The organism is Shimia sp., from assembly GCF_039969785.1.
Taxonomy (GTDB): Bacteria; Pseudomonadota; Alphaproteobacteria; order Rhodobacterales; family Rhodobacteraceae; genus Shimia.
The window spans coordinates 47,350-69,495 of record NZ_JBDVNC010000003.1 but is presented as its reverse complement, the minus strand read 5'-3'; the positions used below and the strand labels follow the sequence as shown (position 1 = coordinate 69,495).

The 22,146-nt window shown below is 57.0% G+C and carries 19 protein-coding genes; 7 read left to right on the top strand and 12 right to left on the bottom strand.

Annotated elements, in window-relative coordinates; all coding sequences use genetic code 11:
- The coding region (locus ABJI08_RS00385) for a M10 family metallopeptidase C-terminal domain-containing protein (protein ID WP_348399838.1) at nt 1–2,970 on the bottom strand (2,970 nt) is incomplete at its 3' end.
- A gap of 669 nt (nt 2,971–3,639) precedes the next feature.
- On the opposite strand from ABJI08_RS00385, the gene ABJI08_RS00380 reads away from it, so the two are divergent.
- Nucleotides 3,640–4,707 (top strand): DUF2793 domain-containing protein, encoded by a 1,068-nt coding sequence (locus ABJI08_RS00380; RefSeq protein ID WP_348399837.1) that lies wholly within the window; start codon nt 3,640–3,642, stop codon nt 4,705–4,707.
- A gap of 64 nt (nt 4,708–4,771) precedes the next feature.
- Here the strand turns inward: ABJI08_RS00380 and ABJI08_RS00375 are convergent, their stop codons facing one another.
- Nucleotides 4,772–5,773, bottom strand: a complete 1,002-nt coding sequence (locus ABJI08_RS00375; protein ID WP_348399836.1) for a replication initiator protein A — start codon at nt 5,771–5,773, stop codon at nt 4,772–4,774.
- A 454-nt stretch (nt 5,774–6,227) separates the two neighbouring features.
- Between ABJI08_RS00375 and ABJI08_RS00370 the strand changes: the two genes are divergently transcribed.
- Both ABJI08_RS00370 and ABJI08_RS00365 read left to right on the top strand, forming a co-directional pair.
- Nucleotides 6,228–7,634 (top strand): AAA family ATPase, encoded by a 1,407-nt coding sequence (locus ABJI08_RS00370; RefSeq protein WP_348399835.1) that lies wholly within the window; start codon nt 6,228–6,230, stop codon nt 7,632–7,634.
- 14 nt (nt 7,635–7,648) lie between these two features.
- Complete coding sequence (locus ABJI08_RS00365) at nt 7,649–8,611, top strand: ParB N-terminal domain-containing protein (protein WP_348399834.1); 963 nt, start codon at nt 7,649–7,651, stop codon at nt 8,609–8,611.
- 46 nt (nt 8,612–8,657) lie between these two features.
- On the opposite strand, the gene ABJI08_RS00360 is transcribed toward ABJI08_RS00365, so the two are convergent.
- From ABJI08_RS00360 to rfbC, 9 genes are all read right to left on the bottom strand, one after another.
- Entirely contained in the window at nt 8,658–9,284 is a 627-nt protein-coding gene (locus ABJI08_RS00360) for a sugar transferase (RefSeq protein WP_348399833.1), read from the bottom strand.
- Nucleotides 9,281–10,111, bottom strand: coding sequence for an NAD-dependent epimerase/dehydratase family protein (locus ABJI08_RS00355; RefSeq protein WP_348399832.1), 831 nt, complete (start codon nt 10,109–10,111; stop codon nt 9,281–9,283). Before ABJI08_RS00355 ends, ABJI08_RS00360 begins: the two co-directional genes overlap by 4 nt.
- 170 nt (nt 10,112–10,281) lie before the next feature.
- A complete protein-coding gene (locus ABJI08_RS00350) occupies nt 10,282–10,416 on the bottom strand; it encodes a hypothetical protein (protein ID WP_348399831.1) in 135 nt (44 codons plus the stop codon).
- A 138-nt stretch (nt 10,417–10,554) separates the two neighbouring features.
- Entirely contained in the window at nt 10,555–11,883 is a 1,329-nt protein-coding gene (locus tag ABJI08_RS00345; protein WP_348399830.1) for a UDP-glucose/GDP-mannose dehydrogenase family protein, read from the bottom strand.
- A 74-nt stretch (nt 11,884–11,957) separates the two neighbouring features.
- Nucleotides 11,958–13,385: a mannose-1-phosphate guanylyltransferase/mannose-6-phosphate isomerase gene (locus ABJI08_RS00340; RefSeq protein ID WP_348399829.1), complete on the bottom strand. Its 1,428-nt coding sequence runs from the start codon at nt 13,383–13,385 to the stop codon at nt 11,958–11,960.
- Nucleotides 13,386–13,388: 3 nt separating this feature from the next.
- On the bottom strand, nt 13,389–14,264 hold the full coding sequence (gene rfbA, locus ABJI08_RS00335) for a glucose-1-phosphate thymidylyltransferase RfbA (RefSeq protein ID WP_348399828.1): 876 nt from the start codon (nt 14,262–14,264) through the stop codon (nt 13,389–13,391).
- Between the two features lies 1 nt (nt 14,265).
- A complete protein-coding gene (gene rfbD, locus ABJI08_RS00330; RefSeq protein ID WP_348399839.1) occupies nt 14,266–15,138 on the bottom strand; it encodes a dTDP-4-dehydrorhamnose reductase in 873 nt (290 codons plus the stop codon).
- Between the two features lie 256 nt (nt 15,139–15,394).
- Nucleotides 15,395–16,450 carry a dTDP-glucose 4,6-dehydratase gene (rfbB, locus tag ABJI08_RS00325; protein ID WP_348399827.1) on the bottom strand — a complete coding sequence of 352 codons (1,056 nt, stop codon included), beginning with the start codon at nt 16,448–16,450 and terminating at the stop codon, nt 15,395–15,397.
- Complete coding sequence (gene rfbC / locus ABJI08_RS00320; RefSeq protein ID WP_348399826.1) at nt 16,447–17,016, bottom strand: dTDP-4-dehydrorhamnose 3,5-epimerase; 570 nt, start codon at nt 17,014–17,016, stop codon at nt 16,447–16,449. The genes rfbB and rfbC overlap by 4 nt, the downstream gene beginning before the upstream one ends.
- A gap of 171 nt (nt 17,017–17,187) precedes the next feature.
- On the opposite strand from rfbC, the gene ABJI08_RS00315 reads away from it, so the two are divergent.
- On the top strand, nt 17,188–18,225 hold the full coding sequence (locus tag ABJI08_RS00315) for a glycosyltransferase (RefSeq protein ID WP_348399825.1): 1,038 nt from the start codon (nt 17,188–17,190) through the stop codon (nt 18,223–18,225).
- 34 nt (nt 18,226–18,259) lie between these two features.
- On the opposite strand, the gene ABJI08_RS00310 is transcribed toward ABJI08_RS00315, so the two are convergent.
- Nucleotides 18,260–18,997: an ABC transporter permease gene (locus ABJI08_RS00310; protein ID WP_348399824.1), complete on the bottom strand. Its 738-nt coding sequence runs from the start codon at nt 18,995–18,997 to the stop codon at nt 18,260–18,262.
- A 508-nt stretch (nt 18,998–19,505) separates the two neighbouring features.
- Here ABJI08_RS00310 and ABJI08_RS00305 point away from each other — a divergent pair.
- The 3 genes from ABJI08_RS00305 to ABJI08_RS00295 all read left to right on the top strand — a co-directional run bounded on the left by ABJI08_RS00305 (nt 19,506) and on the right by ABJI08_RS00295 (nt 22,103).
- Nucleotides 19,506–20,612: a sugar transporter gene (locus ABJI08_RS00305; protein WP_348399823.1), complete on the top strand. Its 1,107-nt coding sequence runs from the start codon at nt 19,506–19,508 to the stop codon at nt 20,610–20,612.
- A 17-nt stretch (nt 20,613–20,629) separates the two neighbouring features.
- Nucleotides 20,630–21,283: an ABC transporter ATP-binding protein gene (locus tag ABJI08_RS00300; RefSeq protein ID WP_348399822.1), complete on the top strand. Its 654-nt coding sequence runs from the start codon at nt 20,630–20,632 to the stop codon at nt 21,281–21,283.
- Nucleotides 21,284–21,617: 334 nt separating this feature from the next.
- Nucleotides 21,618–22,103, top strand: coding sequence for a hypothetical protein (locus tag ABJI08_RS00295; protein WP_348399821.1), 486 nt, complete (start codon nt 21,618–21,620; stop codon nt 22,101–22,103).
- Nucleotides 22,104–22,146 lie beyond the last annotated feature (43 nt).

The window sequence follows — 22,146 nt, the reverse complement described above, 5'->3', positions numbered from 1 at the left end:
GTCATCATCGGCACCGCCCTGAAGGAGATCACTGCCCGTGCCCCCAAGCAGCGTGTCGTTGCCCGACCCGCCATCCAGCGTATCAGTCCAACTACCACCATCAAGGAAATCCGCACCGTCGCCACCAAGCATGCTGTCACTGCCGTCCCCACCGATCAGCGTGTCGTCTCCTGCACCGCCATCCAGCGTATCATCTCCTGCACCGCCACGCAGCGTATCAGCCCCGCCGTCGCCAAAGATCGTGTCATTGCCGCTGCCGCCATCAATATCGTTGGCTACCGACGAACCGGTGATCGTATCGTTTCCGCTGCCCGCCAGCACATTCTCGATCGAGATCAAGGTGTTTTCGTAGGATCCCGCGGTGCGGTCAAAGTCACCCAGTGCAAGGTTCACGATATAGCTGCTGCCGAATGTTGCAAAACTGAACGTGTCGTTGCCCGCGCCGCCATCAAAGATCTCATCGTGATCGAGGATGTTGGTGATCAGCAGGTCGTTGCCGCCATCACCACGCAGCGTATCTGTGCCATTACCGCCATCGATTGTGTCGTCGCCGAGACCGCCTTCAATGCTGTTATTTCCACTCGTGCCAGTCAGCAAATCATCGCCGTCGCCCGAGATCAGGTTTTCAAAGTTGATGAAGGATTCACCGGTAAAGTTGGTCAAGCCCGTGGCCAGATTGACCACATAGTTTCCGCCGAAGGCGCTGGTGTTGAGCGTATCGATACCAGCCCCACCATTCAGCGTTTCAGAGGAATAGTTACCCGAATGCACGGTATCGTTGCCGCCGCCCGCATCCACGGTGCCGTTGGAAATACTGGTCCAGATGATCGTGTTGCCACCCGACCCGTCCCGGTAATGTTCAATGCCGGTGACAGAGCCGCCGCCATAACCCGAAATCGTTCCGCCCTCGAAGTCAAAGATATCCCCGCTCTGGGTGTGGTCGGAATGATCCAGCGTATCGTTGCCGCTGCCGCCATCAACACTGTCATAGAATTCCCCGTCCAGCACCTGGATCAGGTCATCACCCGCCCCGGCGTTAACGCTGTCGGTCGAGAACCCGCCGCGCAGCGTGTCATTGCCGGTGCTGCCATAAAGCGTGTCGGTGCCGCTGTCGCCCAGCAAAAGGTCATTGTCGCTGCCTGCACTGAGATAGTCGCTGCCGGAGCCGCCATCGAGCGTGTCATTGCCGGAGCTGCCATAAAGCGAGTCCGCGCTGCTGCCACCGGACAGGCTGTCATTCCCGGAGCTGCCACTCATATAGTCGGTGCCGCCATCGCCGATCAGCGTGTCATTGCCGCCATAGCCATAGAGCGAGTCATTACCACTATTGCCGTCAAGATTGTTGTGGGCCGCGTTGCCAAGAATCACCTCGCTGCCAGACCCGCCGATCACGTTCTCGATGATCGTTCCCGGTGCGATTGACAGGTTGCCGACCCGGCCACCCACGTTGGAGAGCGAACCCTGGGTCGAGGATGTATAAGCCTCAGAAACATCGATGCGCGTGTTGTTGGAAAAACCGCTCAGGTCCAGCGTGTCATTGCCCCCGCCATCGACGATCGCGACCGAATTAGTATCCAGCAGGCTGCCCATCGAGTTGAAAGCATTGTTTAACAGGTTGCCGACGGGTGGATTGCTGGAACTGCCCCAGCTGTCGTTGAACCCCCAGGTGGTGTTCCCGGTTGTCGACCCATTGGCCACGCCGTAGCCTTGGCTACCATAAAGGATTTCCATCGCACGCCAGTCCACCGCCATCAGACCGATTGGATTGACGTTGCTCGGTGTGGATTGCCCGGGAGGTGTGTAATTCGACTGCCCCCAATAGGACATTATCGTCTGTTGCAGCGTATCGTTGGCGAATTGTGCAGAGTTGTTGTAGCTCGGTGTCCCTGAACCCGCATTATAATCGCCCTGGTGACCTAGGCCCAGGACGTGACCAATTTCGTGTAGCGCTGTGGTAAAGGCCCACGATCCAATGTTGGTTGCCCCGCCGTTCCAATTCACATCAATGTTGATACGGGCATAATCGACCGCACCCCCATTTCCGGAATGATAGACATAATTGGCAAAAGCCCGGTTGGCGACATTGTCTTTGAAGAAGATATCGACATGGCCGGCCGTGCTGGTAGTTTCGATAAAGTTTATGCCCAGAATGTCCTCATAAACATCCAGCGCGTTTTCCACCATTGTCCTGCGCGCGGCTGTCAGGCCGTTGGCATCTTCAGACCAGCCAGACATGTTGTAATAGAGTATGCCATCGTTGGCACCGGTACCGGAATTGGTCATGTTGAACCAATGCGCCGTGCGCCCGGTATCGTTCCAGTACCCGTTAACGAGGTAATCGGCCAGCGTCGCAATGGAGCCTGCCGGACCGGGCGCCCCGTCTCCGAAAGCAGGGTCTGCGATCATGGGGCCGTCCGAGGCAGCCCCCATGCAGCACATGGCACATCCACAACCATCCATTTGGAAATCATGTGGCGCGGGAGGCCCAAAAAATCCTTCTTCCGCAGGCTGATACGATGTCAGCTCCATGGGTTCCCGGTGAACGTCGTTCTGCACTTCAGAGGGTGCCCAAATAGGCGCCCTGTCTTCCGAAATTGAACGTGCCTCGAACTTGATGGTATGCGACGCGTCTTGCTGTCGGAAGGCTGCCGTATCCTGCGTGGCCGCTTCAGCTTGCAGCGCTGCATCCTGTGCGTCCAGATCCGTCGGCTGATCCTCGGTCGCAACCTCGGTGTCACCTTCCCCTTCAAGGATTTCGAGACCTTCTTCAGCCAGCGCGTCTTTGGCTTTTTCCTCTTCATCCGGGAGCGGCCCGTCGATCACTTCGATATGACCCAGGCCCGCATCCAGCGAGCGTACGGTATTCCCAGTCTCTTCTCCAACGGTGGCGCGCAGGCCCCAACCATGCCCTGCCAGATTGTCTTTTCCCGCAACAGAATTATTCACTTCGTCATCGGCCAAATCACGCATATCAAGCTCCATACTCTCTCTGCACGCGGCTTTCACCGTGTGCTACAATTACAGACATCCCCGACAAGCTTTGCCAGGCGGTGTCCTCTCCACAATTCTATTGTTGTTGCCACGCGGGCAGAGGCTCGCCACAAGAGCCCCACGCCCCAAGAACAGACTCAAAACCGACCTTAAGACTGCGACCGAATCCACCCCCCCGCAGCGCAGTTGCTGAGGTTCAGAAAACTCGAATCTGCTGCCAAATAGCGTCATCAATCTCTCTCACGGTCACACCGGTATAATAACACGACAGGCCCTATGCCCACGCAGAAATGCTCTTTCAAAAATACAGAAGAAACGAGAAAAATTCGTCTAACCTTCTGAAATTTAGCTATTCTGCGCCTTTACCTAAAATATAAGGCCTGACGCTGTATCGGTTCCCGGTCAAACACTTTGCTATAATCACAATATTTATAACATATTTTTGATCGTACTTGCAGATTATTCTGTGCCGGCGCTCTTGCATAGTTGGGAAACCCTTACGTAGGTCACCGATCGACAACGGCTTTCGGTTCCTTGTTCCAGGACACCGGTCGACGCCATTGCCCCCAGCGTACGATGGTTTTAGGAAATTTTGGGATCTTCTGGGTGTGATGTGGCGCACTCTTCCATCAGCCGGAACCCATCACCATGTCAGAACGCTCTCCCCTGCTTGACCTGCCTTTCATCCAACCTTCTCAGGCCCAGAAACATGTGACCCATAACGAGGCCCTGAACCAGTTGGATGTGCTTGTTCAACTCACCGTCGACGATTTTAATCAGACCCAGCCCCCCTCCCTGCCCCAGAACGGAAGCGTGCACGCGCTTGGGGCCGGGGCCAGTGGCGCCTGGGCCGGCCAGGATGGCATGATTGCCGCCTTCTTGAATCTGACCTGGGTGTTCGTGCCCCCACGGATCGGCTGGCGGGCTTTCGGGCGCACCGACAACAGCCTGCGGGTTTGGACCGGTGCCACCTGGCAGACCCCTACCCCCGATCTCGACAATCTTGAAGGGATCGGCATCGCCACCAGCGCGGATCCCACCAACCGCCTCGCCGTCGCCTCCGAGGCCACTTTGTTCACTCATGCGGGTGCCGGTCATCAACTCAAGGTCAACAAGGCAGCTGCCTCCGACACCGCCAGCCTGCTGTTGCAATCGGGCTGGTCGGGGCGTGCTGAAATGGGTCTGGCGGGTGACGACCATTTTTCCCTTAAGGTCAGCGCTGATGGCAGCACCTGGCATACGGCGCTGACCGCCCAGGGAACCGACGGCGCTCTTGGTGCACCGCAGGGTCTATTGCTCGGGGGGACAACACCTGCCAACCATCTGTCAATCTACGAGACCGGAAGCCATGTGCCTTCGCTCGTCGATCAAAGCAATAACAGCGCGCCGCTCACGGGCGACGCCGTGCCCTATGTGCGGATCGGCAACCAAGCGACATATTTTTTCGGACAGCTCAACAACCTGGACACCACCGGCCTGACGCCGACTGACGATATCGGCCTGTCTCTACCGTTCCTCAACGGAGAGAACTGCTATGGTTCTGTCGAGCTGCGCGGATCGGTGGGCCAGCCAGGCCCCTATCATTGGCAAGCCATTAAAGGTAAAGCCATCGCTCGCATCCGTTCACTGCCCAACAACAATCGGCTCACCGTTGCCGACATCACCTCGGGTGTGAGCGACATCGTGGGCGGCAGTCTGACCGTGCTCCTGGCCTGATCCGGCACGTTCCGCGCAGTCATCGACCAAGGCGCGCAGCGCGCTTTGGTCGTACACTCTGGCTTCAAGAAATTTGCGCCCTGACCCACCCCAAAAACGCCTGATCGGGATTGCGCAGCACCGGTTGCCCGGTCTCCCCCCACCAACTCCGCCAGCGCGCCTCAAGCGCATAGACATCCGCACCCGGGACAAGCCCCCGCGCCGCCTCAAGCGTTTCGCGCTTCAACTGCGGCGCGCTTCCAGGGGCTACCGCTACCCCTGCCCGCTCAAACAGGATCAGATCGCCAGGCGCTTCGCGCATGTGATACTCGGGTAGCCCGCCGCCTGCGATGATCTTGCGCACCGCGGCGCGGAACACCCTGATTGGTGCCGTCGATCCGGCCTTCTTATGCAGCGTCGCCAAACCGATCTGCCACTCGGGCTGACGCCCGCAATGCTTACGGGCCAATTCGTAAATCCGCCGCTCCAGCGGTTTGCGCAATCCGAAATACGCCCGATTCAGCGTCAGCACCGACTTGGACTGCACCGCCCGAAACAACCATTCGCTCAATGTCACCGTCACGCTAACCATGCGCCCGCCTTTGGCCTTACGCACAATCTCCCAGCTTTCGATCAAACCAAAACCGGATGTCACTTCGACACCGCCGGTGCTCAAATTGGTGGTGATGCGTGTGCCCGCCAGCCTCTCAAACGCGTCGCGCAGACGCGCATAACCGTCCCCCGACGTGTCCCTGTTCGTCGCCGTCAAAAGATCATGCGCCTTAAGGTGCAATGTGCGGGAAATCGCCCGCCCGGCATTCGCCGCCGCCATCAGCTGACTGATACAATAGATCAGGATGTCCTTGTCATGGATTGTCGCCCGACCCCGCACGCTCGGCGTTACATCAATCGTGGTACCGTTATGCTCGTAACTCAGAATACGCCGGTCCGGTCGCGTGCTCAGCGAAAAAATCGGATGCTCCATCGTCCCCAGATCATCCTTGGGGCTGGCATCAAAAATATCGCACAAAAAGAATGCGCCTGTCTCAGTAGGGGTCAACGCCCCTGCCCCACCTGTCCCGGTCATGGTCTGTCGCCTGTCTTTCCCACGCCCTGCTCATGTTACTTTCAGCGCGAATCCCGCCCCCGTTTTTCGGGGTTTCGGTAACACTCATCCTAGAGTTATCCACAAGTGTCGTCCAGTATGGGCATGAACAGCTTCGGAGGATCAGAGTCACTCCCGCGTGGGATCAGAGTCACTATATCGGGGTTTCAGAGTCACCGTCTCTTGAAATGGCACCCCATTTGCCCTTGAAACAAAGGGCTTTGCCCGATTCAATATTTCCCTGTAACTTTGTATTAACTCATATTTAACTGGATAAGAGATCCATCCAGATACTTACGCACACACAAACCAACCATGTGATGGCTACTGTCACCCTGATTTTACTTAGAAAAAGAGGAAGTGTTCGCCTTTCCCTTTCATGTGAGACGTTTTGTGTTATATTGCATAAAAGAGCGCACATAGAGGCCTGGAGCAGATGAAATCCGACAAGCACAAAGAGCCCGGAGGGGCCTTACCCCCCTATTTCAACATCGATCCGGATCAGGCTTTATTACAACTTGGGAATGCAACAACGACGCGGGATTTTGGTACCATCGCCAAGGCCTGTGAAGCCGGGCGCAACGATCTGTCCAGCCGGGGGCTTGAAGGCGATGGGGCACGACATCTACGTCAGTTCTCAACCTGGGAAATTACCAAGTATCTAATCCCCGTGGCCACCGGCCATTTTCGCCGTGTTCTGAAGCAAAACCCGGATCTGCCACAGGGGCGCAGTGAAACCCAAGGCGGCGCCAAATGGTTCACCCTGGACGAAGTTCTGCGCTTGCGGGCTCATTTTGGACAAGAGGGTTCCAAGGCCAAGGAATACCAGCCCTATCGTCCCAAAGGTCAGCCTGCCAAACTTGTCACCGTGGCCAATTTCAAAGGCGGAGTAGGTAAGACCTCGACTGCGGCGCATCTGGCCATGTCTGCCGCGCTGGATGGGTACAAGGTGCTGGTGATCGATCTGGACAGTCAGGGGTCGATGACATCGGTGTTCGGCGGCAAAGTCGAAGATGAATGGCAAACCGTGTTTCCGCTTATGGCCCGTCATTACGCGCGTCATCTGCGCACCGAAAATCAGCGTCGTCTGAATCGGGGCGATGCCCCTACCCCGCTTGATGACACGCTCAGCGAGGCGCTCGACATACGGGCGCAAGATCTGGTGCAGAAAACCCACTGGCCTAATATCGATCTGATTGGCGCACAATTGAATCTCTATTGGGCCGAATTCCAAATCCCGGTCTGGCGCATGGCGGCACGTGGCTGGAAGCTGTGGGATGCGTTGACCGACAGCCTTCAGGAAGACGGGCTGCTGGATGAATACGATGTCATCTTCCTCGATACCCCGCCTGCCCTTGGGTATCTCACCATCAACGGGCTGGCCGCATCCGATATCCTGCTGGTTCCGCTTGGGGCGTCTTTCCTTGAGTTCGACAGCACGGGGCGGTTCTTTGATATGCTGCATTCCACCTTTGGCTCCATCGAAGAGGCCGAGAATATGGCCGCCCGCGCTTTGGGTCGGGAAGAGTTGAGCTTTCAATGGGACGCGGTCCGCGCTGTGGTTACCCGCTATGACGGCACCCAGCAGGCGGAACTGGCCGCGCTAATGCAGGCCTATCTTGGTCCCACTCTGTCGCCCCATCGTCAGGACTTCACCGCGCTGATTGGGCAGGCTGGCGAACAAGTACAGGGCATCTACGAGGCCGATTATCGCGACTTCAACCGCGAAACCTATGTGCGCGGGCGCGAAACATTTGATGCCACCTATGCCGCTTTCAAACAGCTTCTGATTGGCAGCTGGCGGCGCGATGAACTGGCGCATGCCCAACAGGCTGCGCAATAACAGAGAGCAGGATTATGGCCAAACGCAAACGCCTCAGCCCCGCCAACCCGGTCTTCTTCTCTGAAGAACCAACACCAGTCAGCCCGGCCTCAGCTCCGCCAATCGCGGATGTCGCAGGCGAAGCGTCGGCACGGGCTGCCCTCGAAGAGGTCACCCGAACCCTGAGTTCTGCACGGGCCGAAGGGCGGCTGGTGATCACCCTGCCCCTGTCGCATCTCGATCTGAATTATCTGGTGCGCGATCGCTTGCCTGTTGACGATGAAGAGATGCAAGCGCTGGTCGATAGTCTGTACGCACGCGGTCAGCAAACCCCGATCGAGGTGGCCCCCCTTGGCAATGATCGCTACGGGCTGATCTCAGGCTGGCGCCGGTGTTCTGCGCTGAACCGTCTTTATGCCGAAACCGGCGATGATCAATTCACGACCGTCAAAGCGCTGGTGCGCCAGCCTGACCAGTCGACCCAAGCCTATCTTGCCATGGTCGAGGAAAATGAAATCCGGGTTGGGCTGTCCTTCTACGAACGCGCCAGAATTGTGTCGCGTACTGTTGAAAACAGAGTCTATTCAAGTCAAAAAGAGGCTTTGCAGACCCTCTTTGCATCGGCGTCCCGCGCCAAACGCTCCAAAATTAAATCCTTCATCACCATCGTTTCCGCACTGGATGGCAACTTGCGCTTTCCGCAGGCAATCGGTGAACGGTTGGGGCTGCAGCTGTCCAAAGCGCTAGAAGTCGACACCACCCTGACGGCCCGTTTGCGCACCGTGCTCGATATCGCAAATCCGGTCACGCCCGAGACAGAACAGTCTGCGATTACAACAGCGCTCAAGCTGCAAACCTTGCCAACGCCAGCCCCGATGGAAATCGCGCCGGGTTTGGAGATGAAAGTTGGGCGCGACAGTCTCACCCTCAAGGGCAAGGCGCTCAGCGAAGACGTACAAAACCGTTTGATTGCTTGGCTTCAAGCGGAACTTAAGTAGGGTCTAAATTGCCGTTTAGTCTATATTTTGTGCGCAAAACACGCCTCTAGGAACGTTTGCGTATAACCGGTGGCACGCGCCGAAACACTGTGGCCACCATCATGCGTAGATCAAGCCTCAGGGTCCGGTTCTTGGCATAGATCATATCCAGCCGCGCCTTGGTCGGCACGCAGCGCCGTTCATAAACCTCCTCGGTTTCTTGGGGCGTGGCACATTCCGACAACAGCTTTTCTTCGGTCCGGTGAAACACCAGCGTGGCCAAACCAGTCACGCCGGGGCGGTCCTTCAGCACGGCTGCATAAAGATCGGGAAAGCGTTCGACATAACGGCGCAGCGGCGGGCGCGGGCCGACAAAGCCGATATCGCCGCGCAGAATATTCATCAGTTGGGGCAGCTCATCCAGCCGATATCGCCGCATTACGGCGCCTGTCCGGGTCACTCTGTGTGCCTTGTCGCCACCAGATACACCGCTGTCATTCTTGTCTGTGGTCATGGTGCGAAACTTCCACAGCATGAACGGTTTGTCCGGTGTTTGCATGCGTTCCGAAATATACAGCACTGGCCGCCCGTCTAGGATCAGGATTGCCAAGACCATCACAATCAGAACCGGCCAGAGTACAGCCAGCAGTAACAGTGCCAGTACAATATCCATCAATCGTCTTGCCGGGGTCATGCCTGCGCCCTCCGCAGCCTGCGCCACTCTGCAATGATCGCGTCCGGTTCCGCTTTGGCTTTATCCTGGGTCAGTGTCTGCAGGCGGCGCGTATCCAGCACGACCTCGGCCAAGGGCCCTTCGGGTGCTGCGCGCCAGTCAAATACCCGCCCCGCCGCCATGGCCAGCGCGTCCATACTGACAGTGCCGGGCAATGCGACATTGATCACATCGGGCAAGATTTCAACTCGTAACAGAGCCTGTACTGCACGCAAAATACCCAATGGGCTGGCATAGCTGCGGTGCGGCCCCTGTCCGTTGGCAAAGCGATCAATTACCATCGGTGCATCGCTCTCCAGTGATCGAAACAGGCTGTCAGCCCCCACCACATTAGCCAACCGCAGCGCACAGGCATCTGGTCCCGGCTCGGCCGCAATGGCCGTCTCCATCGCCAGCTTGTCCGTGCCATAGTCACTGGCTGGGGCGCAGAGCATGTTCTCGTGCAATCTGGTGCCGGGCCCATAGACTGCGGCGCTTGACAGATGCAGAACCCGCTGCGCCCCACAATCGCGCCCCAGCGCCATAGCTGCGCGGGCAAGCTTCACATTATCCTGCAGGTCTCCGGATCTGGGCACCACGCCCCAAAGCGCCAGCACCGCGTCAGCCTTCAAAGGCACGGCCTCTCCCGGTTGCCAGACCATATCTATGTCTGGTCCCGGTGCGCGTGCACACCACACCGGGCGCCAGTCGTTCAGCGGCGCTTCCTCCCATGCCCGTCGCAGCAACTGACCCACCCGGCCATTGGCGCCGGGGATCACTATCGTTCGTGCAGCTGTGGAATCGTTCATACTGCTGTGGTCCTGCTCGTTGTATTTGGTTCCATAGTGAAGTTGTGCCCGGCCCTGTCAATCTACCTGCTGCGCTTGCCATTATGGGGCAGGATTTGGCCGGATCAGGAACTGATCCGGCCTTTTGCTTAGAAAAGCAAATGTAAAGCTTACGGATCCCGGTGCGGTTTTCACAATCCCCACGCAGCCACGTGATGCATCACGCGAAAGTCTCCGGCGCATGTAGCCGCGTCCACTTCGGCAACGGTCAGGGTAAAATCCATCAACGCGACCTGATAGAAATCGTCGGTGATGTCGCCGGGCAAACGTCACCCCGTGCCTGAGTGATTTCCAAAAAAGGGCGGACGTGACAATAACCGTTTCAAGTGTAGCGCCTTCCAGCCCATCAGACTCTGATTTGCCTGTATCAGGGTCTCAAATATGTTTCGCGCGCGAAACACACCTCAGTCTTGGGTCTTTTTGAACCCGGCTCGCCCCACGCTTTCATATGCAAGAAACCCGGCGCGTTTGACGTCCCTGACCGTATAGATATTGCGCAGGTCGGCCAGCCGTGGCGTGGCCATCTTGCGCGCCAGCTTCTTCAGGTCCAGCGCGCGGAATTCGTTCCATTCGGTCAGGATGACCAGCAGGTCCGCACCTCGGGCAGCCTTATAGGCGTCCTCGACCCAATGCACCCCGGGCAGCAGAGCTTCGCCTTCGTGGCGCCCTTGCGGGTCAGTCACGCGCACCTTGGCGCCCCCGCCCACCAACGCCGGTATCAGCGTCAGGCTGGGGGCGTCACGCATGTCATCGGTATTGGGTTTGAAGGTTACGCCCAACACTGCGATGGTTTTGCCGTTAAAGTTGCCTTCACACAGGTCCAGAAGCTTGTTGACCATGCGCCGTTTGACTTCTTCGTTGACGGAAATCACCGTCTCGGTGATGTGCATCGGTATCGAATGATCCTGTCCGATCCGAGCCAGCGCTTTGGTGTCTTTAGGAAAACAAGACCCGCCATAGCCTGGCCCCGCGTGCAGGAATTTGTTGCCGATGCGCCCATCCATACCCATGCCGCGCGACACCTGCTTTACATCTGCGCCCACCCGTTCACACAGGGCGGCGATTTCGTTGATAAAGGTGATCTTGGTCGCCAGAAACGCGTTGGCGGCGTATTTGATCATCTCGGCGCTTTCCAGATCGGTGGTTACGATTGGAAACTCACGCAGGTAAAGCGGTCGATAGACCTCGGCCATGACCTCGCTTGCGCGGTCATTCTGCACCCCGACCACCACCCGGTCCGGTTTCATGAAATCTTCGATCGCAGCCCCTTCGCGCAGAAACTCGGGGTTCGAGGCCACATCGAATTCCAGCTGCGGATTGGCCTTGCGCACGGTCTGCTTGACCTGCCGGTTGGTGCCTACCGGCACGGTCGATTTGGTCACGATCACCATGTAATGATCTGCGGCGCGGGCAATCTCTTGGGCAGCGGCCATCACATAGGTCAGATCCGCATGTCCGTCACCACGTCGTGTCGGTGTGCCGACGGCGATGAACACGGCCTGCGCGCCGTCAATCGCCTCAGCCAGATCCAGCGTGAAGCTTAACCGCCCGGCCTCGACATTCTTGGCCATAAGCTGGTCCAGACCCGGCTCGTAAATCGGCACTTCGCCGCGCTCCAGCATTTCGATCTTGGCCGGATCTTTGTCGACACAGATTACTTCGTGGCCAAAGTCGGAAAAACACACGCCTGACACCAGCCCCACGTAGCCAGTACCAATCATTGCAATCTTCATGTTGGATGCCTCTGTTCTGTCCTGCCTGTGATGCCCAGTCTAATGGGCACCCGGGGGGGGGCTGTCAACGCCGCTTAGCGACGTGCATACACATCTTCGTAGCGGATGATGTCATCCTCTCCCAGATAAGAGCCGGTCTGTACTTCGATCAGAACCATGGGCAATTTGCCAGGATTTTCCATCCGATGCACTGCGCCTAAAGGAATATAGACTGATTGGTTTTCGCTGATCAGCTGCTCGATGTCGTTTATTGTGACCTTCGCAGTACCCTCGACCACGATCCAGTGTTCTGCGCGGTGGTGATGGCTTTGCAGAGACAATGCCGCGCCGGGATGCACGACGATACGTTTCACCTGGAAGCGATCACCTATCACCAGGCTTTCAAACCAGCCCCAGGGGCGGTGGTCGCGAGGGAATTCCGTGGCTTGGCGTACCTTGCGGGTCTTAAGCACACTAACCGCATTTTTTACATCCTGTGCCCTTTTGCGATCTGCCACCAGGACCGCATCGGGCATGGCCACAGCGACAATGTCCTTCAGGCCAATGCCGACAAGCTCCAGCCCGCTGTCTTCCGAGCGCAGGAGTGTATTTTCGCAGTCAAGCGCCGTAACGGGGCCATGCGCGCCAATGCCATCTTTTTCGGTTTCTCGTAAAACCGAATCCCAGTCTCCCAGATCCGACCAGCCCGCAGCAAAAGGCACCACACTGAGGTTCTGCGCCCGTTCCATCACCGCATAGTCGATCGAGATTTCTTCGGCCCCAGCCCAGGCGTCAGGATCTAGTCGTAGAAACCCCAGATCCTCCTGCCCCTTGTCTACCGCGGCCTCCACCGGTGCGATGAGACCTGGTGCGTGTTTGGTAAACGCGCCTAGGATCGTGCGGACTGAAAACAGAAAGATTCCAGCGTTCCACAGAAAGTTGCCCGCAGCCAGCATTTCGGCGGCGTACGTCGCATTTGGCTTTTCCACGAACCGGGATAACTTCAGCGGTTTTGCCGCGAAAACACCCGGATCTTCAGCTAATTCCAGATAGCCATAGCCTGTTTCAGCATGGGTGGGTTTGATACCAAAGGTGACCAATTGTCCGTCTTGGGCTGCGGGTACACCTGCAGCTACGGCGGCGCGAAAAGCGGCGGGATCGGGCACCACGTGGTCAGAAGGGGCAACCAGCATGAGTGCGTCGGGATCGTGTTCGTGTAGCCAACAAGCCGCCGCCAGTACTGCGGGCGCGGTATTGCGCCCTTCAGGCTCGATCAGAATTGCGCCCGGATCAATGCCTGCGTCGGTCAGCTGTTCGGTCACGATAAAGCGGAAATCGGAATTTGTGATCACCATCGGAGCGTTAAATTCGGGCCCGCCCATACGCCGTGCAGATGACTGAAACAGGCTCTCTTCTCCGGTCAGCTTTGAAAACTGTTTTGGGTAGCTCTTACGGCTCAGTGGCCACAGGCGCGTGCCCGACCCGCCACATAGCAGAACAGGGGTGATGGTTTTTTCTGGCATACGTTAGGTCTCCAAGAGTGCCGTCAGATAAGCGCCATAGTTATTTTTTCCAAAAGCTTCTGCGCGCGCGCGCAGTTGATCGTCCCCAATCCAGCCCTGCTGCCAGGCAATTTCTTCCGGGGATCCCACTTGTTGGCCTTGTCTTTCAGAGAGTGTGCGTACGAAATTGCCCGCATCCAGCAAACTGCCATGGGTGCCCGTATCCAGCCATGCGTAACCTCGCCCCATCAACTCCACGTTCAGCGCGCCATCGGTCAGGTACATCTCCAGAAGAGAGGTGATTTCCAGCTCACCTCGCGCACTTGGGGTCACGGAACGGGCGCGCTCTGGAGCGCTCCCATCCAGAAAATAGAGCCCAGTTACCGCATAGGGAGAAGGCGCTTTCACAGGCTTTTCGACGATCCCTTGGACCGTATTATCAGGGGCAAAATCCACCACGCCATAGCGTTCAGGGTCGGCCACGCGATAGCCAAATACCGTGCCGCCTGAATCGCGCGCATCTGCTGCCGCCAGTCGCTCGGGCAGACCATGACCAAAAAAGATATTGTCACCAAGCACCATCGCACTCGGGGCCCCATCCAAGAAATCCTCGGTGAGCAGATAGGCCTGCGCCAGCCCATCCGGGCTGGCTTGTTCGATATAAGTCAGCGAAAGCCCCCACTGGCTCCCGTCCCCCAATGTGCGATGGAACTGATCCTGATCATGCGGGGTTGTGATGACGGCAATCTCGCGAATCCCGGCCAGCATCAGTACCGATAGGGGGTAATAAATCATTGGCTTATCATAGATAGGCACCAGCTGTTTCGAGATCCCGATGGTGATTGGGTAAAGCCGTGTACCTGACCCGCCTGCCAGAATGATGCCCTTGCGATTGCTCATGCTATGCCCTGTTCCTCTCTGCATTCCCAAGTTCCGTGATCACACGGGCCAGTCCCACTTTCCAGTCCGCAGGTGTAATGCCAAAATCTGTCTCCAGCGTGGCACAATCCAGTCGAGAATTAAGCGGGCGCACGGCCGGTGTGGGATAATCTGCGGTGGGAATGCCGGTCACAGCCACCCCGCGCCCTGCAAGCCGAAATGTTTCGCGCGCGAAACCCGCCCAGCTTGTCGTTGGGGTACCGTTAAAATGATATGTGCCGCCCTTTTGTCCGGCAATCATCGCCCGACTCATGATAACCAGCGCTCTTGCAATATCGGCTGCCGGCGTTGGTCCGCCAATCTGGTCCGCCACGACACTCAGCGCATCGCGGGTCTCGGAAAGCCGCAACATAGTCTTCACGAAATTGTTGCCATGGACAGAAAAGACCCAACTCGTGCGCAGGATCGCATGCGGACCCGCAGCGGCACGCACCGCGATCTCTCCAGCCAGTTTAGAGCGCCCATAGGCGTTGAGCGGCGCCACTGGATCGCCGGGCATACGAGGCGCATCGCCAGATCCGTCAAAAACGTAATCGGTCGAAATATGTAGAAAGGGCAGGGCGCGTTCTGCCGCCGCGCGCGCCATTGCACCCGGAGCCTCTGCATTGATCACCGTGGCCCTGATTTCTTCGTCTTCGGCCTGGTCCACCGCCGTGAAGGCCGCGGCATTGATCACTGCGTCAACCTCCGCCTCTCTTATCCGGGCAGCACAGGTTTCAGGGTCTTCCAGATCCGCTTGGGCACGGGACAACGACAGAATCCTGAGATCGGGTCCGGCAAGGGCGCACAATTCCGTGGCCACTTGGCCGAATTTACCAAAGACGAGTAATTTCAAAAGGACGGCTTTCGGTGCATAGTGCTGGTCATCAAAGTTAAACCCAAGTGTAGCGTGCATGCGCTGTTCTGCAATCGCGCAATGACGGAAAGTGTCGAATGGGAGGCCGGTGGGTCAATTCGTTAATACATAACATGCACGCAGAGCTTTCTGGACTAATGCTCAACGACCGCATGATGAACGGTGCGAATTCCGATCATGACACCGACGCAATACCGACGTGATACTGATGCGCTGCCGAAGGACGTTTCGGCCGTTAATCATTTGATTCGGAGGACGCGGTGCCCAACCGTTTTCCGACACCTTCACGCCCCTGTAACGCCCGCCACCAGCTCTCGTTTGCCAGATACCAGCGCACCGTTTTTTCCAGCCCTTCCTCCAGCGTCACGGAAGGCCGCCAGCCCAGTTCGTCCCGCATTCGACTTGGATCAATGGCATAGCGCAAGTCATGTCCGGGACGATCATCCACGAAGCAGATTAAGCTGGAATAGGGTCTATTCGAGGGCTTCAACCGGTCCAAAATGGCGCAGATCATTTCCACGAGATCAATATTGCGGGCCTCGTTCTCGCCGCCAATATTATAGCTGCGCCCCACCGCACCCTTTTGCAGCACTGTCAAAAGTGCGTCCGCATGGTCTTCGACATAGAGCCAGTCGCGCACGTTAAGTCCTTGTCCGTAAACGGGAATACTCTTCCCTGACAGCGCGTTCAGGATAACTACGGGGATCAGTTTTTCTGGAAAATGATAGGGGCCATAATTATTCGAGCAATTGGTCAGCACAAACGGCAGCCCATAGGTCTCGCCCCAGGCTCTGACTATGTGATCCGAGGCTGCCTTTGAGGCGGAATAGGGACTGTTTGGTGTGTATGGCGTTTCCTCGGTAAATTGCCCTTTTGCACCCAAAGACCCGTAAACTTCGTCTGTGGAAATATGGTGAAAGCGGAACGTGTCAGGCCGCCCCTGCGTCTCCCAGTATTTCCGTGCTGCCTGCAACAGTGTGTAGGTGCCGGTTACATTGGTCTCGATAAACGCGCCAGGTCCATCAATAGAGCGGTCCACATGGGATTCTGCGGCCAGATGCATCACCGCATCCGGGGTGTGGCGGGTAAGGATTCGATCCATAGTCTCAGCGTCACAAATATTAGCCTTTTCAAACGCATAGTTAGGATTTTTTGCCACGCTGGCGACATTTTCAAGACAGGCGGCATAGGTCAGCGCATCTAGGTTGATTACGTGGTGCCCCCTCGCAATGGCTAGACGTATCACGGCCGATCCGATGAACCCGGCGCCCCCGGTGACCAGCAATTTCACGTGCATGCCTCCCATGTGAAAGGAGTGCCCAGCTCGGCCAGTGTCGGTGCCGCCATGTCCTTTTCACTTAGGGTACGTTTCGTGCGCGAAACATCCCAGTCAATGGCAATATCTGGGTCGTCATGGGCAATTGCCCGGTCACAGTGCGGCGCGTAGTAATCTGTGCATTTGTAAATAATTTCAGTATCTTCCGTCAATGTGACAAAGCCATGGGCAAATCCGATAGGTATCAGTAATTGCCGCCCGTTCTCTGCTGAAAGCTCGGTGGCAAACCACTGTTTGTACGTGGGTGAGCCAGCGCGGATATCGACAGCCACATCCAAAAGCGCACCGCGCCCACAGCGCACTAGCTTGTCTTGTGCATGCGGTGGGGCCTGGAAATGCAGGCCGCGCACGGTGCCAGGGGTCATCGATAGGGAATGATTGTCTTGCACAAAATCGAGATCAATCCCGATCTCGGTCATCCGTTGACGATTCCAACTTTCCGAGAAGAAACCTCGCGCATCACCAAATCTCAATGGTGTCAAAATCACTAGGCCAGAGAGTTTAGTCGTTTCGATTTTCACCTGCTTGCCCCGTTGTTTGTCTTTTTACGGAGTTCTAACAATGCCCATGAGTTTTGTCACTGCGTTTGGCCGCCTTCGCGCTCATGGTGATGCAGCGTTTGACAATCGGTGGGGGTTCGTGTGAAGCGCTTTGAGAGAGAGGCTCTGAAAGCCATGAGGTGGTTATAGGTGATGGATATAGGCACCACGGAACAAACCGGGTCGAACGGGCGGCTGGTGGCGGTGGTTGTCACCTATAACCGGCTGGATAAGCTGCAAACTACTCTGACACGCCTGTTGGAGAACGCGCCTGCGCATTTGCAGGCGGTGGTTCTCGTGGATAATGCCAGCACCGATGGCACCGAGGCCTGGCTGGCGACCCGCGCCGACCCGCGTCTTGTGGTCGAGCGGCTGGCGGTCAATTCGGGCGGGGCAGGGGGGTTCCGGCACGGGTTGCGCGCTGCGCAGGAGCGTTTTGATCCGGACTGGTTTGTGGTCATGGACGACGACGCCCACCCAGCCCCTGAAGCGCTGGCGACATTTCATGCCGTCTTGCGTCGCGACGATACGGCGGCGGCGGCGGCCGTCTATTTCCCTGACGGGCGCATTTGCGAGATGAACCGACCCTCGGTCAATCCGTTCTGGCGCCCCAGGGTCTTTGCCAGGACCGTGCTCAGAGGGCTGCGGGGCAAGGGCCGTGACGGATATCACATTCCCTATGCAAGCTACGAAGATATTAGCCCGCTGGAAATCGATCTGACCTCTTTTGTGGGACTGTTCCTATCGCGGCGGATGCTGATCGAGAACGGGTTGCCGGACAGTCGATTGTTTCTGTATGGCGACGACGTCATTTACACCTTGCGTCTCAGGCGCAGCGGGTTTGTCATCCTGTTCGAGCCGGGTCTTCGCTTCGAACATGACTGCAGCACGTTTGAAAATGATCAGAGGCGGGTTTTTAGCCCGATTTGGAAGGTATATTACAGCTATCGCAATGGGTTGATCATGTATCGAGAGGCGTCGGGGCTGTTGTTGTTCTGGCCGCTCGCGGCAATGGCGGCTGTCAAGTGGGCTTTGGCTGGGCGGCGCTATGGTGCACAGCGCAGATGCTACAACCGCCTTTTGAGGCGGGCGCTTGTGGATGGCCTTCGGGGGCGCGCCACGCTGAAGCACCAGGATGTTCTCGCCCTTGCTGCGGCGGACAAAGAGGTCATGGACAAGACCTGCGAGTAATAAGCCGCCGGTCTTCCGGAGGCCAGAACAAGCTCTAGCGGTTCAGGATTTCCTTATAATACCGCCGCATCAGAATGAGACCAAGGGTGAGGCTCACCACTGCAACCGCACACACATAAATCAGGCTCAGATGGTCCGGGCGATAGGTGATGTAAAGCCCTGAGCGTATCAAGCCGGTCAGGTGGAGGATCGGGTTCCACCAAAGGACATTTTGCGCTGCGCGAGGTAGATCCTCGTAAATGTAGATAACCCCCGAGGCGAGGAACAACGGACGCGTGGCAATGCCCCAGACGTTTATCCAAGCCGGAAACAGCCCGAATAGCGCGCAGTTGAGCGTGCCGATACCCAACCCGAGAAAGGCCGCCAGCGCTAGCGCCAGCGCCATGGGGGCAATTTCGACAGTGATGCGTGCATCAATGGCCCAGATGACACCAGTCAGCAGAAGATAGGCGATCATCACATTGGTTAGCGTGTTGAGCAGAAATCGTGATAGGATTGCATCTATCCAAGTGACCCGAGGATAGAGCAGCAGCGCCTTGGAAAAATTCAGCGCCCGGGCCACCACGCTTGATACATTCATGTATAGCGCCATGATCAGGTAGCCGGAAGCATAAAACAGCAGGAACGAATTGCCTAACGAAGGCGCGCGCAGCAACAGCGAGAATCCGATCGACAGGATGATGATCGCTCCGAGCGGTTCCAGAACGGCCCATATATATCCTCCGGGCGTGGCACCATAGCGCGTCGACATCTCACGCAGGATCAGCGCCATGATCGTACGCACAGCTAGAAGCCGCGGCCGCTGAGGACGTGGCCGCTGTGGTGCTCGCATCGCGGAACCCGACAACTGAGAAGAAGGGGGCTGGGAGGGGGTGGTGTCAGAAACAGACAGCGGTAGCACTCCGTCAAGCTGGTGTTCGTCATGCAGATTATGTAGAAGGAATGCAGGAAGTTCAAACCCGTTCTTGAGAGGCAAGAATTTGAACAAAAATAATAATAAAGCAAAGCAGGATCAGCCTTCACAGACCGGATCAGGACCAAAACTGGTCGGTAAATCAGGGCAGGGTCCGGCCAAACCCGGCAGACAAGCGGGCATGAAGCCTGACGATTCGGGGGGGCAGCAACCCGGCAGGCAGGGTGGATCAGGAGGTCCCGCCAAACAGCTTCCCCAGGAGAGGCCACAGGTCCGACAAGGCGACAAACCGGGTGCCGGGCCAAAAAAACCTCAACCTCAGCCGCCTGGAGTGATCGAAGTACGCCCACAGGCCTCAAATGCGTCCATGAAGAAGCGTCACTGGGGGGTGCTCTTCAGCTTCTTTGCGCTGGTGTTTGCGCCATTCCTAGTGGCGGTGTGGTATCTCTATTTCGTCAGTGTTGATCAATATGCGTCCACTGTCGGCTTCACAGTGCGCAAAGAAGAATCTGGATCTGCCACCGATCTGTTGGGCGGTATCGCCCAATTCGCTGGTGCGGGGGGATCTGGTGATGCGGATGCTCTCTATGAATTTATTCAAAGCCAGGAAATGGTAGAAAAGGTCGATGCCTCACTGGATCTGGTGGGCCATTATTCCGCCTATTGGGGAGAAGACCCGGTCTTTTCACTCTGGCCTGACGCAACGATCGAGGATCTGCTCTGGTTTTGGGGGAGAAACGTGCGCGTGTCTTACGATCAGGGTACCGGGTTGGTCAATCTGCAGGTGCGTGCCTTTGAGGCTGACATGGCTCAAGCGATCGGAAATGAGATCGTGGGGGTCAGCCAGGAGCGCGTCAATGAGTTGAACGAGGCAGCGCGGGGCGACCTGATGCGCTATGCTCAGGTAGATCTCGAAGACTCGATTGCGCGTCTCAAGGCAACGCGCGAGGCGCTGACACAGTTCCGCGTGCGCACCCGCATCGTCGATCCTGAGGCCGATATTCAGGGACGTATGGGGGTGTTCAACAATCTGCAACAGCAACTGGCGGAGGCGTTGGTCGAATACGATATTCTGCGCACGACGGCCGTGGAAACCGATCCGCGCCTGGTGCAAGAGCTGCAACGGATCCAAGTCATTCAGGAACGCATCCGTCAGGAGCGTGAAACCTTTGCCTCCGGAAAGGTAGTCGGGGGAGATGCCGACTACCCGACTTTGCTGGCCGAGTTCGAGAGCCTCACCGTGGATCGTGAATTTGCCGAGGAAACCTATCGTGCTGCTTTGGCCGCGCTGGACATCGCGCGCGCCAATGCCACACGTCAGAGCCGCTACTTAGCCACCTATATCCGTCCGACCCTAGCTCAGAGCGCCGAATACCCCCAGCGCGAGATCTTGCTGGGATTGAGCGCGCTCTTTATGCTGATGGCTTGGTCGATCATGGTGCTGGTATTCTACAGCCTGCGGGATCGGCGATAGAGAGGCCTCGTGGTGGCATGATCCGTTTCGAAAATCTGACCAAGGGGTTCTGGGTCCAGAACGAGTACAAGGTGGTCATTGACAATTTGTCAGTCGAGCTCCCCTCAGGCAAAAGTCTTGCGCTTCTGGGGCGCAACGGAGCGGGCAAGTCGACCCTCTTGCAGATGATCGCTGGCACCCTCGATCCCGATGTGGGGCGTATTTCCAGCGATGGATCGATTTCCTGGCCGGTGGGGTTTGCCGGTTCTTTCCATCGCGAATTGACCGGCGCCCAGAATGTGCGCTTCATTGCGCGCATTTACGGCGTGGACGTAGAGGAGCTCATCGCTTTTGTCGAAGATTTTGCCGAGATCGGAGGCCATTTCCACGAGCCCGTGCGCAGCTATTCCTCGGGGATGCAGTCGCGCCTTGCTTTTGGCACCTCGATGGGCATTTATTTCGATACCTATCTCGTTGACGAAGTGACCGCTGTTGGGGATGCAGTGTTTCGCCGCAAGAGCAAGGCGGTGTTCCGCCAACGTATGGAGAAGAGCGATGCTATCCTGGTCAGCCATGAAATGGGCCAGGTGCGCCAGTTCTGCGATGCCGGGTTGGTGCTGGAACATGGCAGGCTGACCTATTTCGACGACCTAGACGAGGCCATCGCTCTGCATCAGGAGTTGATGGCTTAGCGGGCAGTTGCGGGTAAAGCTGTCTTTTTAACGCGTTGCTTCGTCCGTCTTTCAAGCTGGTATCAGTTTGCGGGAACTGGGTGAAGGCAATGGCCATCGAAGATCCGCATAGTCAAAGACACCCAACATGCTCTGCGCCATTAGGAGTCAATTCGTTTTACTACCCCGATATTGCAGATTTCCATGATCCTCGGGCTTATCGGAGCTGCAGTCCTTGCGCTTGGCACAAGGGGCCAGCCGACGGGGTTTGAACCGAGAAATTTGGTTCTTGAAAAGGGCGCCGGCGACCCAAGGGGGATACCCTTCGCGACATTGCTCGCACCTTTGGGAAAGCTTGGCGCAAGTCATGACGCGATGTTCTTCCGTGAAGGTCAGTTGTTATCGTTGGAATGCGAGGATCGGTGTAATTACCCGCCGCCTGCATATTTTTCGCGCGGAGGAAAATGGTCATGAGTTTTTTGTGGAGACTTGGTGCGCGGCCAAGAACGCAACAATTGCGATTAGGACGACTGTTTATATCACCGTGATGGCCATACCTTTTATTCCCGGTGCTGAATTTGGTTTGACCTTACCAACCGTTTTAAGGAGAGCGATTGCGCGGCGCGTTTATCTCGCGACAGTGTTAAGTTTCTCGGCTCTCGCGATTCTACAGCGAGGATTTGCGGCTTTTGGTTTGATGTGTAGCGCCGATTCCATTCAGAAAGTGGCTGATCTGGATTTACGTCACAAACACGTCTGGGTCATACCGCTCGGCTTTATCGCAAATTGCTCTCAAATTGCGGCCAAACGCCATGCTTTGACCACCATTCCGGCCGGCTGAAAACAGCCCTTTTCGCCATCATTGTCCCCGGGAAAACCGGGAG

Excerpts from the sequence above, each read along its gene's own strand:
- ABJI08_RS00355 (WP_348399832.1), bottom strand. The coding sequence starts at position 10,111 with ATGAACGATTCCACAGCTGCACGAACGATAGTGATCCCCGGCGCCAAT.
- ABJI08_RS00305 (WP_348399823.1), top strand. The coding sequence starts at position 19,506 with ATGAAGAAGCGTCACTGGGGGGTGCTCTTCAGCTTCTTTGCGCTGGTG.
- ABJI08_RS00375 (WP_348399836.1), bottom strand. The coding sequence starts at position 5,773 with ATGACCGGGACAGGTGGGGCAGGGGCGTTGACCCCTACTGAGACAGGC.
- ABJI08_RS00310 (WP_348399824.1), bottom strand. The coding sequence starts at position 18,997 with ATGGCGCTGATCCTGCGTGAGATGTCGACGCGCTATGGTGCCACGCCC.
- ABJI08_RS00360 (WP_348399833.1), bottom strand. The coding sequence starts at position 9,284 with ATGACCCCGGCAAGACGATTGATGGATATTGTACTGGCACTGTTACTG.
- rfbA (WP_348399828.1), bottom strand. The coding sequence starts at position 14,264 with ATGAGCAATCGCAAGGGCATCATTCTGGCAGGCGGGTCAGGTACACGG.
- ABJI08_RS00365 (WP_348399834.1), top strand. The coding sequence starts at position 7,649 with ATGGCCAAACGCAAACGCCTCAGCCCCGCCAACCCGGTCTTCTTCTCT.
- ABJI08_RS00300 (WP_348399822.1), top strand. The coding sequence starts at position 20,630 with ATGATCCGTTTCGAAAATCTGACCAAGGGGTTCTGGGTCCAGAACGAG.
- ABJI08_RS00370 (WP_348399835.1), top strand. The coding sequence starts at position 6,228 with ATGAAATCCGACAAGCACAAAGAGCCCGGAGGGGCCTTACCCCCCTAT.
- ABJI08_RS00340 (WP_348399829.1), bottom strand. The coding sequence starts at position 13,385 with ATGCCAGAAAAAACCATCACCCCTGTTCTGCTATGTGGCGGGTCGGGC.
- ABJI08_RS00380 (WP_348399837.1), top strand. The coding sequence starts at position 3,640 with ATGTCAGAACGCTCTCCCCTGCTTGACCTGCCTTTCATCCAACCTTCT.
- ABJI08_RS00315 (WP_348399825.1), top strand. The coding sequence starts at position 17,188 with ATGGATATAGGCACCACGGAACAAACCGGGTCGAACGGGCGGCTGGTG.
- ABJI08_RS00345 (WP_348399830.1), bottom strand. The coding sequence starts at position 11,883 with ATGAAGATTGCAATGATTGGTACTGGCTACGTGGGGCTGGTGTCAGGC.